At 52.8% G+C, this 13,525-nt stretch carries 13 protein-coding genes, 1 tRNA gene and 1 pseudogene; 10 read left to right on the top strand and 5 right to left on the bottom strand.

Annotated features, from left to right (window positions below; genetic code table 11):
- From VEZ52_RS09920 to VEZ52_RS09910, 3 genes are read left to right on the top strand one after another with little or no spacing between them, the layout of a single operon-like run.
- Positions 1 to 1,362: a hypothetical protein gene (locus tag VEZ52_RS09920; RefSeq protein WP_324836667.1), complete on the top strand. Its 1,362-nt coding sequence runs from the start codon at positions 1 to 3 to the stop codon at positions 1,360 to 1,362.
- Positions 1,363 to 1,371: 9 nt separating this feature from the next.
- Positions 1,372 to 1,989, top strand: a complete 618-nt coding sequence (locus VEZ52_RS09915) for a hypothetical protein (RefSeq protein ID WP_324836666.1) — start codon at positions 1,372 to 1,374, stop codon at positions 1,987 to 1,989.
- Positions 1,986 to 2,303: a pseudouridine synthase gene (locus tag VEZ52_RS09910; RefSeq protein ID WP_324836665.1), complete on the top strand. Its 318-nt coding sequence runs from the start codon at positions 1,986 to 1,988 to the stop codon at positions 2,301 to 2,303. Before VEZ52_RS09915 ends, VEZ52_RS09910 begins: the two co-directional genes overlap by 4 nt.
- On the opposite strand, the gene VEZ52_RS09905 is transcribed toward VEZ52_RS09910, so the two are convergent.
- The 4 genes from VEZ52_RS09905 to VEZ52_RS09890 form a co-directional block, all read right to left on the bottom strand.
- Positions 2,218 to 4,884, bottom strand: a complete 2,667-nt coding sequence (locus VEZ52_RS09905) for a TPR end-of-group domain-containing protein (RefSeq protein ID WP_324836664.1) — start codon at positions 4,882 to 4,884, stop codon at positions 2,218 to 2,220. The genes VEZ52_RS09910 and VEZ52_RS09905 overlap by 86 nt on opposite strands.
- Positions 4,885 to 5,044: 160 nt before the next feature.
- A complete protein-coding gene (locus VEZ52_RS09900) occupies positions 5,045 to 6,226 on the bottom strand; it encodes a hypothetical protein (RefSeq protein WP_324836663.1) in 1,182 nt (393 codons plus the stop codon).
- 13 nt (positions 6,227 to 6,239) lie between these two features.
- Positions 6,240 to 6,893 carry a hypothetical protein gene (locus VEZ52_RS09895; protein WP_324836662.1) on the bottom strand — a complete coding sequence of 218 codons (654 nt, stop codon included), beginning with the start codon at positions 6,891 to 6,893 and terminating at the stop codon, positions 6,240 to 6,242.
- Positions 6,894 to 6,968: 75 nt separating this feature from the next.
- A complete protein-coding gene (locus VEZ52_RS09890) occupies positions 6,969 to 7,349 on the bottom strand; it encodes a hypothetical protein (protein WP_324836661.1) in 381 nt (126 codons plus the stop codon).
- Positions 7,350 to 7,689: 340 nt separating this feature from the next.
- On the opposite strand from VEZ52_RS09890, the gene VEZ52_RS09885 reads away from it, so the two are divergent.
- The 5 genes from VEZ52_RS09885 to VEZ52_RS09865 all read left to right on the top strand — a co-directional run bounded on the left by VEZ52_RS09885 (position 7,690) and on the right by VEZ52_RS09865 (position 10,637).
- Positions 7,690 to 7,944 carry a hypothetical protein gene (locus VEZ52_RS09885; protein WP_324836660.1) on the top strand — a complete coding sequence of 85 codons (255 nt, stop codon included), beginning with the start codon at positions 7,690 to 7,692 and terminating at the stop codon, positions 7,942 to 7,944.
- A 65-nt stretch (positions 7,945 to 8,009) separates the two neighbouring features.
- The gene (locus tag VEZ52_RS09880; protein ID WP_324836659.1) at positions 8,010 to 8,501 is read left to right on the top strand and encodes a phage regulatory CII family protein; all 492 of its coding nucleotides are present in this window, start codon (positions 8,010 to 8,012) and stop codon (positions 8,499 to 8,501) included.
- Between the two features lie 54 nt (positions 8,502 to 8,555).
- Positions 8,556 to 8,750, top strand: a complete 195-nt coding sequence (locus tag VEZ52_RS09875) for a hypothetical protein (protein WP_240825610.1) — start codon at positions 8,556 to 8,558, stop codon at positions 8,748 to 8,750.
- On the top strand, positions 8,747 to 9,241 hold the full coding sequence (locus VEZ52_RS09870) for a translation initiation factor 2 (protein ID WP_324836658.1): 495 nt from the start codon (positions 8,747 to 8,749) through the stop codon (positions 9,239 to 9,241). Before VEZ52_RS09875 ends, VEZ52_RS09870 begins: the two co-directional genes overlap by 4 nt.
- A 253-nt stretch (positions 9,242 to 9,494) precedes the next feature.
- Positions 9,495 to 10,637 (top strand): site-specific integrase, encoded by a 1,143-nt coding sequence (locus VEZ52_RS09865; protein ID WP_324836657.1) that lies wholly within the window; start codon positions 9,495 to 9,497, stop codon positions 10,635 to 10,637.
- Positions 10,638 to 10,669: 32 nt separating this feature from the next.
- Here VEZ52_RS09865 and VEZ52_RS09860 read toward each other — a convergent pair.
- Positions 10,670 to 10,746, bottom strand: a tRNA-Glu gene (locus VEZ52_RS09860).
- A gap of 395 nt (positions 10,747 to 11,141) precedes the next feature.
- On the opposite strand from VEZ52_RS09860, the gene VEZ52_RS09855 reads away from it, so the two are divergent.
- On the top strand, positions 11,142 to 12,749 hold the full coding sequence (locus tag VEZ52_RS09855; protein WP_324836656.1) for a sigma-54 interaction domain-containing protein: 1,608 nt from the start codon (positions 11,142 to 11,144) through the stop codon (positions 12,747 to 12,749).
- A gap of 542 nt (positions 12,750 to 13,291) precedes the next feature.
- Positions 13,292 to 13,525: pseudogene (locus VEZ52_RS09850) on the top strand (ammonia channel protein); the annotation flags it as partial.

The following is a 13,525-nucleotide window of genomic DNA, read 5'->3' as shown; positions in this document are numbered from 1 at the left end:
ATGGTAGACAACAAGACAGCCCATCTGGCCCTGCCGTTGCCTGATCTGAGCAATATGCAGGATGAGGACGTGCCCCGCATTGGAGGGGCGCTGAGCATGCTGGATGCACACGCGCAGCAGGTGGACAGCGCCTTGCGTGGGGTGGACGCGGCCCTGGAATCGCAAGGTCGAGAGGTGGAGGGACTCAAGACAGGAAGCAAGACGCAGGCCGGGAGCCTTGATGCATTGTCCCGCGCGCTGGAAACGGAAAAAGCTGAACGCTCTGATGCTGATGAGGCAGCAGCGGCCAAGCTGCAAGAGCTTACGACCGGGCAGGATGACCTTGGCGAGCGCGTGGACACTCTGGGCGAAACGTCCGCCGATCATGCCGCGCGGCTGGAGGCTGCGGAGCAAGGCATCACCGCCATCAGCACAACCCTGATCGGCGGCATTATGAGTATCACGGCGGCAGAGGGCTACGTGCCAAATGGTACTGTACCGGCTGACGCTGCGGAGTACACGCGTGAGCAGTTCAGGGAGTTTTACGACACGTATCTTGTGGGCGGCAAACTGATCACCTGCACCTATGCCGCCTTTGCCGCCCAAGTGGCTTTGACAGGCAACTGCACCAAGTTCGCATTGGATAAAGACGCCCAAAAGTTCAAGGTGCCGCTGTACAAAGACGGCGATTCCATCACGCAGGCCTTAAGCGCCTCTGAGATTGGCAAGAGCGTCAAAGCCGGGTTGCCGAACTTCGCAGGCTGGACGGGTGTTGTTTCTGCCGATGGCACTCTTACAGGCCCGTTTTACAAGAGTTCCGCAGTTTGGGGTGTTCGAGGAGGGGATTACTTCACAGCGCCCGGAATATACTTCGATCCCAGCCGTGTAAACGGCATTTTCGGCAACTCCGCTACAGTCACCGATGAGCAGGTACGGCTGCGGCATTTTGTGATTCTGGCATCCGCGCAGAACAGCGCCAGCGTATTCGACTGGTCGAACTACATGGCAGGCCTTGCGGGCAAGGCCAATACGGATTTTAGCAACCTTGCTCCTGCAGCTGTACAGGTCATAAAAAATAGCAATACGGCTTCAGCACTCTCGACGTGCACAACCTCCGGCGACTGGACAATCACGGGATGCAAAATAGGCGTTGCGATGGATATTATTTGCGATGTCCTTTCTGTGGACGGCAACGGTGATAACCGGGTGAACATGTACACAAAATCCGGCGCAATCGGGGGTACGGGTGGAGCTGCGGTCTTCGGCCTTGTTCGGGCTAACGGATGGTATTCCACCAACGTATTTAGGTGCTACCCCACAAGTGCGTCTGTTGTTATTGGTGTGGAGAGGTGCAACGGCGTCAGACTGACAGCCATGCAATAAGGAGCCTTTATGTATGGAATATTTATAAACAATGACAATGATGTTTTGCGGGCAACGAGCGCCAGTGACAGGGATATATTTGTGGGCCGAGGCTGGCGCGAGCTGACACCCGGAGAAATAACCGCAGCGGGTATGGTGGGGTATGAACAGTACGTCAGCCCCCTAACCGCGATGGTCAGTCCAGATGGCAATGTCAAATTTACACCGCCAGATGCGGCTGAGGTGTCCGCCCAGCGATTGATGTCTCTGCTCGCCGCCATCGATGCGGACACATCGGCGGCCATAACTGCCGGGTTTGAGTATACCGTGGATGGCGTGATCTACCATTTCAGCTATGACGCCTTTGACCAGCAGAATTTTGCCGACACAGCCAACGTGGCCCTGCTCGCCCAGATGGGCGGCAAGGGCCTGCCGGAATCAGTGGCCTGGAACGCCTATAAAAACTGGAAGGACGGCCAGGGCGATCTGGTGCGCCTGACGTTTACTGCGGAATCCTTCCTTGCCCTGTACACGGGGGGCGCTGTGGCCCACAAGGCGGCGCGCATGGCAGAGGGTGGCGCGCGCAAGGCGGCGCTGGCCGAGGCTGTGGCCCGTGGTGCAACCGCCGAGGAACTGGAGGCCATATGACCGTTTCACGCAAGGCAGAGCTTGCGCACAACACCAAGCAGTTGCTGATCGCGCTGGATCAGGCTGCCAATGCCGCTATGGGCTTTGTGGCGGCATTGGTGGCCCTGTGGCCACGCTGCCGACAGGCTGGCCTCTGGTGGGCGGATGAAACCATCAGCGCCCACTGCTGGCGCTGGCACATTCACGGAGTGCGCAGCTGGCCCCGCCGCCTGGTGGATGGCGTAGCGCTCATCTTGGGCGATGAGAACCACTGCCTGGAAAGCTACAAGAGCGAGGTTGAGGGGCGGCAGTTGCCGCCCGAGATGCGGGAGTAACTTCAGGCTTATCTTTATTATGCTCCACTAGTTTTGCAAGAAACGCCTTAAACTCAGGAGCGTCGCGCAACATAGAAAGGTCTTTATCTTGTTCTAGCTCAGAGACTGGTGGAAGCTCTCCCTCCTTTTCACATTCCCAAAGAATTCGTAAACATTCTTCTATATTATGGCGGTGTGCAGCACAACATGCAAGATTATATCTAGAGCCATAGTCTCCAAGAATAGCATCACAGGCTCTACGGCATATTTCTTCTGCTTTTTCCAAAAATTTTTCTTTATCAGCATCTTTAGCAGAAGCCCTAATACGTGATAACAGCATATACTCCCAACTATTCCAAAGAGTCACATCAGTATTATGATGAATTACCGCTTGAGAAAAATGTTTGTCGGCTAAATCCCAATAATTATTTTTGTCAACGACTTCAGGAAAGGCGTCAACCAGTTCTAACAGTATAATTCCGCGTAGTTGCCAAATATTAACATTAGATGGATCACACGCTATTACGCGCTCCAATTTCTCTTCTGCCTGTTTTAGCAAGGAAATTTTTTCATGCTGATCAACTACAGCTTCTGCTCTATTGCTAAGTAATAAACTTAATTTTATTAGTGAAATAATATTATCCTGATCATACTGAAGAGCTTCTGAATACTTGTCACCGGCATTTTCTAAATATTCTAATTTTTTATCATTATCATTCTCATTTTCTGCCTTCATTTCATATAGTCTAGCCCAATTGTATAAAATCTTTATGGGATTTTTCTCGTATTCGCATGCAATTTGATATTTTTCTTCAGCCAAATCCCAAAAAAAATTTTTGTCTACGGGGTTGCTTGCCTTTTGCGCTTGTTTGCACAACAAAAACCCCCAGTTATTCCACGTAGCTGAATTTTCTGGATTGCATTCTGTAGCACGCCTGTATTTTTCCGTTGCTAATTCCCAAAATTTCTTTTTGTTGATATTATCGTCTTCACTGTCGCCACGCTTTGAAAGCATAAGACCCCAGTTTGTCCAAGCTCTTGAGTTAGAAGGGTTGCGCGCCACGGCAATGAGAAATTTATCATTTGCAGCTTCCCAGAATTCATTTCTTTTATCTATTTCAGTACAGTCCTCTGCTCGCTGGGAAAGAAGAGTACCCCAGCTGTTCCATGCCCCAGATTTCATAGAGTCAAGGTTAGCTGCATACTGAAATTTTTCTTCAGCCAAGTCCCAGAATCTATTTCTTTCGTCCGGTTCTGTTGCTGCGCTAGCCCTATCCTTTAATAAATTACCCCAACTATCAAATATTGATACGTTATTTTTATTATGCTTCGCAGCTTGGGAAAATTTTTCGTCTGCTAGATTCCAAAATTTGCTTTTTTCTTCGTTCACAACGACACTGGCTGCCCGCCTCGAAAGCAAGAGTCCCCAGTTATACCATGCCGAACTTCCTGACATATCAAGTTTTGTTGCAGCCTGAAATTTTTCTTCAGCGCTATCCCAGCACCTGCATCTTTCATCAGGGTTTGGAACGATTTCAGCTCGTTCCGCAAGGGAAAGCCCCCAATTATACCATGGCGTTGCATCAGAATTTGAGCATTTCGTCGCGTTGCAATATTTTTCTTCAGAAAGATCGTAATAAGAATTTTTTTCAACGATATTTGATGCTAATTTCGCCTTTAGTTGAAGCGTATTTCCCCAGTTTACCCATGCTGTTGCATCATTAGAATTTTTGTTTAAAGCGGATTTAAACTTTTCTTCAGCTAAATTGATAAGTTTGTTCTTTTCAGAAACATCTGACACACACGTTACCATATTTGCTAATAGAAGTCCCCAGTTGTTTAATACAGCAGAATTCCATTGTTTTTCAGGAATATTTGATAAATGTTCTATGCCTTCTTTAAGCAAAGAAATATTATTTACTTTAGATCCTTGTTTAATATACAATTGTGCGCAAGAAAGTGCTGCGCCAAAAAGAGCAACAACATTGCTGGGTTCGTTTTCAAGAATCGAAGTCCAGAAAGTGTAGGCCTTTTCCCATTTTTCTTGCTCTTGAGCTAGAATTGCCTCACCCCATAGGACTTCTAAGCCAGAACCTGTTTGAATTTTATTCTTTGCTTCCGCTATAACATCTTTTGCAAATGTTTCTGTTGCACCGTGCTGGCTTACCATGTCGCTGAGGGTCTGGTAGTGCTCCTTTCCCTTGGCGAGTAAGCCTTTAAGTTCCTTTTCGTATTTTTCAAAAGACATTTTTTTTTCTTTAATCTCAGCTCGGTATGTTTTGGACGTAAACCAGCTGATGCCAAAAGCGGAGAGTGCAAGAATGGCGGTAAAAAGGCCCAATCCAGTAAGGCCATTGCTGATTATAGCCGTGTTCAGTGCGGCGTAATCTTTAGTATCCTGTTTGATCTGACTCAAATAGACATCAAGTGGCACGGTTGCTTGCGGGGAAGGAGTGTTGCCTGTATCCGGCATAAGTTGAGGCAAATCAACATTCTGTGGCACAGATTCCTGCGGGATTTCGGGAGTGGCAGCCCCCGTGGCAAAGGGCGCGGCAGCCGTTGAGATGAGGACAACAAGTAAGGCTGACAGAAAAATTCGCATAGATACGGCCTTCAATAATATATTTCCAAATCCCTACAGTACGCTCATCGTCTCAAACCCACACGCGCACAAAACAACTTGCAAGGGTTCCCCCTTGAAGTATTCTGCCCTTGGGGAACCGCATCTCCGCCGGCTCGCTCCATACCCGCAGAGCATGGGCCTAACGTGGTGGCAGCATCTTTTTCAGTGAATAAGCCTGCTTCATCCTTATTCGCTTCAGGTTCCTTATTGATACCCAGGCTATTTCAATAATTTCGCCGTTGTCATCAACATCTATGCCCACGGCCTTCATTTCTTTCGTGCCTTCCTTGGCCAAGGTAATTAGTGTCCCCACGGGAAGGCGACGAATAATTGCGGAGTTTGGGTTGCCTGTCTTACGCACAGGCACATCTTTTCCATCGGAGGCAACGACTTTGGCCAGTGGCGGCGGGCCGGAACCGCATTGCCAATATTGAAGAGTAATGGAAGCTTGCACGCCTGCTAATATGGGACAGATGATGCCAACAAAATTCCACCATAATTTAGCGGCAAAAGTTTGCGCATCAGATGCCATGGTCATTCCGCCTGCGCCAGCGGCTAGTAAAGCAAGAAAAAAAGCAGCCCAAATAAACCGAATAATCTGCCCGCGATTTTGCTCTGGCGCTTCAAGCACATCAGCGACTGTGGCCAGATCTTGCGCAGAACCATCAGTATGGGATTCACGGGCGGCTTCTTCCCACTCGGCTTCCGTCAGGGGATTAGCTCGCAAATAATCTGCAACAGTTCTGGGGAACAGCCCGGCAGTCAATGACGTAATGTCATTAACCTTAAAACTGGAAGCTAAATCTCTTATTTGTGTCAGTTGAGCTGCGTGGCTTTCGGCATAGCCAGCTACAGTATGCATGGCAACATGCGCTTTCAAGATGGATTCCGGTATACCCAAAAAGCCCGTCATTTCGGCTGACTTAAAACTTTCTAGCCACTGTCGGGAATAATTAGAATATGCATCCTGCATCATGCGATTCGTCATCATGCGATTCGCTTCAGCAAACGAGTCTAGTGGTTGCTTCCACCCTTCCAACATTGAATGAATTTTTGTATTCAAATCAGAGTGATATGCTTTAGCCTGCGAATATATATCCTCTAAAAAGTGGGAATAGCCAAGCATTTGGGGGGGGCACGCTGCTGCCAAGTAGTCCGCACGAAGAGCGCGCATATCCGCTTCAAGTGATGCAAGAGAGCTAGAAATGGTAGGATTGATAACAGGCGACATTTGCTGATTAAGCTTGTCTAGCATAGACATGGTGGAGCCAGTTGTGACCGCGCTCATCAGTTTTGCCGCTTTTCCAGCTCTGTCAGCCATGTTGGTTCCTTGCTTATTTCAGAGGTGCGCTGCCTTCAACCACATCCGCCAGCTCTGCCGGGGCTTTTTCAAGCGACAGATAGATAGTGCCCGGCTTTTCCGCCTTCAGCTCGGCATCGCTAGGACCAGACGCGGCTGCTGAGAACATATTCCAGCGCCAGTTATCCTTGCCGGAAACACCTTTGCCGTCCGGCGCATAATCCACAATGGCCAGCCTGGCCGCGCCGTGGTTGGAAAAATATTGCGTTTGCAGGGCCACGCCAACCATCTGTGCGCTGGTGGCCTGCGCGTGGTACTTGGCAGCGGCAACCACGGTGGCGGCAAGTTGTTCCTTGGTGAGTTTATCCTGATTATACATGGGCAGCAGCTTACCATCCTTGCCCTTAACCACTGGCACAATGCGCAGCAAAAGTTTGGTGCGACCAGTGGTGGCACGGTGATCCTTCTGCGCCTGCACCACGGCATAGGGCACTGGCTTGGCCTTGGTCATATCCCAAGGCGCAGCGGCTTGCTCTTTTGGAGCTTCTGGCGTGTTTTTTTCGGAGGGATCAAGAGCCATTGCGGCTCCAGCCGCCGCTATGCGCTCTTCCATGGTGGCAGCAGTCGCGGCGGTTTGGAGTGTGAACAGTGTGCAGAGTATCCAGATAATGCAGTGGAGTCCTTTCACAACATTCCCCTTTCAGCAGTTCTTGACCGTCAAATCTGTAAAGGCTCGCCTAATCCCCCGGTCAGTTCCTTGATGCTACGAGTGGGCAGCAGTATGGCCAGTGTGGGCAGCGCGCCCTACAGACTCCTCAGCCGAGGATTTCTCTGCCCTCTTCTCCCGCTCAGCCTTCTCTGCCTTGTGTACGTTCAAAAGCTCATCCTGAAGCTCAACCGTTCTGGTGAGCAGCATTTCCGTTTTCTTTTGCAGGCGGGCAATCTCTGCTTTGGCTTCAGCAAGCTCTTTGCTCACTTCGGGTGAAGCACTTTGCTGTTCCAGTTCTTCGCGCGCACCATCTACGATCATGCGCAGCACCTGACCCCACGAACCGTGGCAGTCCGCCGCAATGCCTTCTGCCGTTCGCATAAGTTCTTGCAAGGGAACAGGCTGATCGAGGGGCACACCCTGCCCTATCAGCATTGGCCCCTCTCCAAAATATAGCCAGTGGCGGGAAAGGCGAGGAAAAGCCTCAAGAATCTGAGGCAACAGGGGCCAGAGGTTATGCTGGCGCTGTTCGTTCAGGTAGCCTGAAAATGTGCTTTGCTTCATCCCGATGGCAGAAGCAATCGCAGAATCTGATGTGGCAACAACCTTGCCGACCTTTTTAATGCGCTCAAATAATTCCATAAGCTGAGCTATCTCATTTTTTAACGAGATTCATGTTGACAGTTAACTAGATTCTCGTTAGTTTTGCTAAAAATTAGGAAGCCGTTAAGTGGGAATTAAAAACTCGAAAAAAATTTATCAGGGAGGCAGAAGCATGGCAACAGAGCGATATCATCGGCTTTTGGACTGGATGGGTGAGCACAACATCACCTTTGCCGCACTTGGACAGCAGCTTGGCAAAGGCCCGGCCTCTGCCCGCTATGCTGTTTTTAACGACACCGTATCCCCTGAAATTCACGAAACCCTACTGAAGCTGGGCTTTCCTGAAGATCTCTTGCCTCTGCCCAGCAGGAAGCGCCGAGGCCCTGCCCCAAGGCAGCCCCATTTCCCCGGTCTTGCCCAAGCCTAAATTCGCGTTTTCAATTCAGCCCATTTTCTCGTTTATGACCACGCAATAGTCGGAGGCGCAATCGCATGGCCGGAAATATCGTCCTCAAACCCTACCCTTCTCTGGTTGCCGTGGCGCACCAGATGGTCAAAACCGCGCCATCTGGCCTTACACCGCGCAGCATTGCCGAATTTTCTGGCTACACCAATTACAACACCATGATGTCTGAACTGTCGCGCCAGCCCGGCCACAAGCTTGGGGCCGACATGCTGCTGCCGCTTATGGATGTGTGCAACTCTGACGCCCCGGTCGCCTTTATGGCCCGCGAGCGCGAGGGCATCTTTTTAAAGCTGCAACAGCCCGCAGAGAGCGGTGGCGAGCTTGTGCAAAGCCTGGCGAATACCGTGAAAAATTTTGGCGAGTATGTGGCGGCTGCGGCAGAGCGCATTGCCGATGGCGATGTGGACCCGGAAGAAATGGTCCGAATCAATGGAGAGACCAATGACGTGGTCGAGGCCATTTTGAGCTTTCGCAAGCTGGCGCAAGCCACCCACGATGCAAAATACGGCCGCAAATAAAAACGCCCCGACGTGCTGGAACCACGGCGGGGCAAAACTCCATAGGAGCTACTGATGAAGAGAATTTATTTCGACAGAGGGCGATCTGTCAAGCCTGATGCCACCAAACAGGCACCTGTTGCAAGCACCTACCACATCACCCTGGGCGGACAGCGCCTTTCTGTGCGCGCCACGCATCACGATCTGCTCGATATGCTGCCCGGCATCATGAGCGAAGGCGGACGCGTTGAGCCGGAGTTACGCTCATGATCGACGCAGATGCCTTCAAGGTCTACACGGTTGCCTCATACCGCCATCTGCATGCCGTGCGGCTTATTCAGACCCGCATGCGGCGGCTTCAGGGCCTTGCAGTGCTGGACTGGACGCGCGAGGCCCCATCTCTGAGTGCTCCCCTGGCCGAACGCCGCCGCTTGCTGCGCGTGGGGCGCAACTGCGTAAGCGCCGAACAGCGCGAGGCTGCCTGCGCGGCCGCAGACCTCATGCTCTACCTGGGCGATTCCGGCAAGGATTGCGCCGTGCAGGTCGGCATGGCCAAGGCCATCGGCACGCCCGTAATGGGCATAGCCGGGCCGCTGGAAGAAACCGGCCTCATGCTGCACAACGCCGTGGCCTTGTGGGTGCCTGGGCCGTTTGAGGCCATTTCGCGCATCAGGCGCATGCTCCGCTGCCGTAATCAGGCAGAAATTGAGCATGACTGCCGCAAATGCCCTGCCGAGCGCGTTTGCACTCTGGCGCAGTAGATTTTCTACACCCTCCAACGGGGGCCGCGCATCCGTTAACCACACGCGGAAGGTTTGCAAGCAATGCACGCCCCGGATTCCATCTTGACGCTGGCAGAAGTTGCCCAGGCTCTGCGCCTTGACCCTCGCACCGTTAAACGCGTAGCAGGGGAACTTGGCGGCAAGCGCATAGGTAACCGCTGGCGTTTTCAGTGGGGGCGCGTTTTGGAGTATTTCCATGCCGACACTGAGAAAAGATCGAGGAAACATGTGGATGGCGCGGATCGTTGTGAACGGGAAGCAGATTGCCTCCCGGATGTTCCCGCCTGGCAAGAAAGGTGGCCCGGAATGGAGGGCCGCGAAAGAATGGGAGGAAGACGAAACCCTGCGAGCCAGGGAGCAGCAGGATCGCCAGACCCTTACGGGCTGCGAGCTGCTTTTGGAGTGGGGCGAGCAGTATCTGGCGCATGTGGAGCGCAGCATGAGTAAGCAGACGCTTGTTGAGAAAAAATCCGTCATGCGGACCTTTTTTGAGTTTTGCGCCAGCAATGGCGTGAACAAGCTGACTCTGCTCTCGGCTGCCAAAGCATATGCCCTGCTTGCCCAGGTGGCAGACGAACGCGGCCCGCTGCGGGCCAATGTCTACCGCAAAAACCTGCTGGCCGCCTGGAACTGGGGCAAGGTCTATATTGAGGGCTTTCCCCAGAGCGTTTCACCGTTTGAGATTGTGCAGCCGTTTCAGGCTACGCATTCGGAACGCTATGTTCCGCCGGAAGAAGACGTGGTCAAGGTGCTCGAATCTGCCAGCGGACAGGATATGGTCATGCTGCTCACGTTCTTTTTCACGGGAGCGCGCCGGGGCGAGGTGTTCCGGCTCTCGTGGAGCAGGGATGTGAATCTGGAAGAGGGGCGCATCAGGCTCACCGACCACAAGGGCAAGAATGGCCAGGAGCGGGTGCGCTGGTGCGACATCCATCCGGAGCTGCGCAAGGCTCTTGAGTGGTGGCGTGAGGCGCGGCCCTGCAAGGTGGATAACGTCTTCATGCAGATACACTGCGACGGCATGCTGGGCGAGCCCTTTCAGCAGCGCAGCAAGCTTATGGGCACGCTCTGCAAACGGGCTGGAGTGAAGCCATTCGGCTTTCATGCCATCAGGCATTGCTCGGCGGCGGTGACATTCAAGGCTATGGGCCTCAACGGCGCACAGATATTCCTTGGGCACAGCCGGGCAACCACCACCGACCGCTATGTGCGGTCTGCGGGCCTGTATGGAAGTCAGGATGGAATCTTGGCGGCATTGGGCCAGAGCCTGATCGGCTATGCGGCAGAGAACCTGCTGGAAAAAGTAATGCCCCACGAGGGTCAAGCTCGTGAGGCATTTTGTAACCAAGGCATTGTAACCAATGCCATACAGTAATAGGGCAACTACGTTAACCCTTTGAATTCAATTGGCGTCCCCAAGGGGATTTGAACCCCTGTCGACGGCGTGAAAGGCCGTTGTCCTGGGCCGGCTAGACGATGGGGACGCGCTGTGAAGGGTGTATCTACGGCAATAGGGGGAAAGTGTCAAGCGACTTTTTAAAATTGGCATAAAATTCAGCGGTCAGGGGCTTCCCAGTGGTCATATTAAAGAACGGGGAGTTCCGTAATCCTGTCACGCCTCTTAATCAATATCAATTGGCTGCTATCCCGCGCACCAGGGCCTTTATTGGTATCGTAGCCTGTTGCGTCGGCAGATCAGTTAGGCCGCTATCGGGTCAGCTCTCCTTCCTCCACAAAATCCGTCCTCCCACTCCCCCACTATCTTCAACCCTGGCCCCAGCTCGCCCGCTCAAGTACCATCACCCCGACAGTCCTTTCTTGCGGCCCGTAACCCGCTGACGGATTGCATGTTTGCCCCGGCCTGGGGTATAAGCACGGCATGCAAAAATCCAGCAATACATCTCCCCGTCCCGGCACCGTGTCGCGCTCTCCCGCCAACGCAGACAGTCACCGCGAAGAGCAGCTGCGCCTTTTGTTGGATCTTTCCAATGTGGTCAACTCCGCCACAGATGTGGGGGTTGCCCTGAACAAGGCGCTCCAGCTCATGGCAGAGCATCTGCACATGATGCGCGGCGCGATCACGCTTATTTCGCCCAACAGCGGCGAAATCCGCATTGAGGCTGCCTACGGCCTCAAACCTGCCGAGGCCCGCCGGGGCCGTTACGTGCGCGGCGAGGGCATCACCGGGCGCGTGATCGAAACCGGGCGCTCCATGTACATATCTAATGTATCTGAAGAGCCCCTGTTTCTGAACCGCACTCGCTCGCGCGATCTGGGCAAGGAGGGCATTTCCTTCATCTGCGTGCCTATCTGCCTTAACGACCAGGTTGTGGGCGCGCTGTCGGTTGACCATCTGCTGGTGGACGATGCCACGCTTGAAGACGAAATGCGCCTGCTCACCATTATATCAACCCTGCTTGGGCATGCGGCCCTTGAATCGCAGGGCCGCATGGATGAAGAAGCTTCCTCGCCCCTGAGGCCACGCGGCTTTGTGGGCAACTCTGAAGTGATGCAAAAGGTCTACGCGCAGATTGCGCAGGTTGCCCCGTCCGGCACCACAGTTTTTCTACAGGGCGAATCCGGCACGGGCAAAGAACTTGCCGCGCGCTCCATCCATTCGGGCAGCACACGCGCCAACAAGCCCTTTATTTCGCTCAACTGCGCCGCATTGCCAGAAAACCTCATTGAAAGCGAACTTTTCGGCCATGAGCGCGGGGCTTTTACCGGCGCAAACGCAACTCGCAAAGGGCGCTTTGAGCTTGCCAACGGCGGCACGCTGTTTTTGGACGAAGTAGGCGAGCTTTCGCTCATGACCCAGGCAAAATTGCTGCGCGTCTTACAGGAAAGAGCCTTTGAGCGCCTTGGCGGCATGGAGACGCATTATGTTGATGTGCGTTTTATCACCGCCACCAACCGCGATCTGGAAAAAATGGTAGAAGAAGAAACCTTCCGACGTGATCTGTTCTACCGCCTCAATGTCTTCCCCATTTTCCTGCCGCCCCTGAGTTTCCGGCCAGAGGACATTCTGCCGCTGGCAAACCACTTTATCAAAAAATACGCGCTGGCCAACGGGCGTAATAATGTGCGCCTCTCCCTTTCTGTCATGGATATGCTGCAACGATATACCTGGCCGGGCAACATCCGCGAACTCGAAAACGTCATGGAACGCGCAGTGTTGCTGCTGGGGCGCGAGGGCCTTGTGTTGCCCCAGCACTTGCCCCCTGCCCTGCACGGCAGCCGCGTTGCTGCCAGTTCCGGCCTCACGCCCGGGCTGATCCGCCAGGGGCTTTCCGGCAGCTTGCAGGAGCAACTGGACGAGCTGGAACGCGCATCCATCACCGAAGCGCTTGAGTTCAGCCAGGGCCAGATGGGCAAAGCCGCCGCAAGCCTTGGATTGACGGAAAGAATCATGGCCCTGCGCATGAAAAAGTACGGCATAACCTACAAGGCTTTTCGCCCCGTGTACCGTAAGGATGAAACCGAGTAGATATGCAGTTTCTACAAAATGGTATTTTGAAAAAAGGCCGGAATTTGCTCAAAAAATGAATTTTTTATTATAAATTTTAGCATGTTATTTAATAATCCCGCGCTCATTACAAAGATGTACCAATAATTTCTACATTTTTGCAATTTTTTGATTTTTTCACATAACACACTAAAATAGCACATCTATTAAAGAGGCTCCCCAGGCGCTACGAAACGGCGCACCGGGGGGCTTCTTTTTTTCTACAACAACGTAGAAATATTCTATAGACGCCAACCCCCTGCAATTCTTCCTGTCTGCCTTCAAAAATAAAAATATTTATAAAATCATATTGTTACAGAATTAAACCCCACAACGAAACACATTTGGCACACTTCATGCCTAAGCAGGGTATTGCTGCGGCATTGTGCCGCAGTGTGGGCATGGCGCCAGCCCACGAGGATGAGGTTCTATTAAACGCGGAACGGAACGACGGAAACCAGCCTGCCGCACTGTGCGGCACCCTGCCTCCCTCGCCGGTCCGAACTACGCTGAAGGATGTCCGTATGAACGCCTCGGATACTGCATTTATTTTGATCTGCGCCTCCATGGTCATGCTGATGACCCCGGCGCTGGCCCTCTTCTACGGTGGCCTGGTCCGCTCCCGCAATATCCTGTCCACCCACATGCACAGCTACGGCGCGCTGGCTCTCATCTCTGTATTATGGGCCGTTGTGGGTTACACACTGGCCTTTGGCGAAGATGTGGGCGGCATAATCGGCGATCTTTCTTACCTCTTC

The organism is Desulfovibrio sp., from assembly GCF_035644575.1.
Classification (GTDB): domain Bacteria; phylum Desulfobacterota; class Desulfovibrionia; order Desulfovibrionales; family Desulfovibrionaceae; genus Desulfovibrio.
Note: the sequence above shows the minus strand (reverse complement) of the source record. Positions and strands in the feature narration are given on the sequence as shown.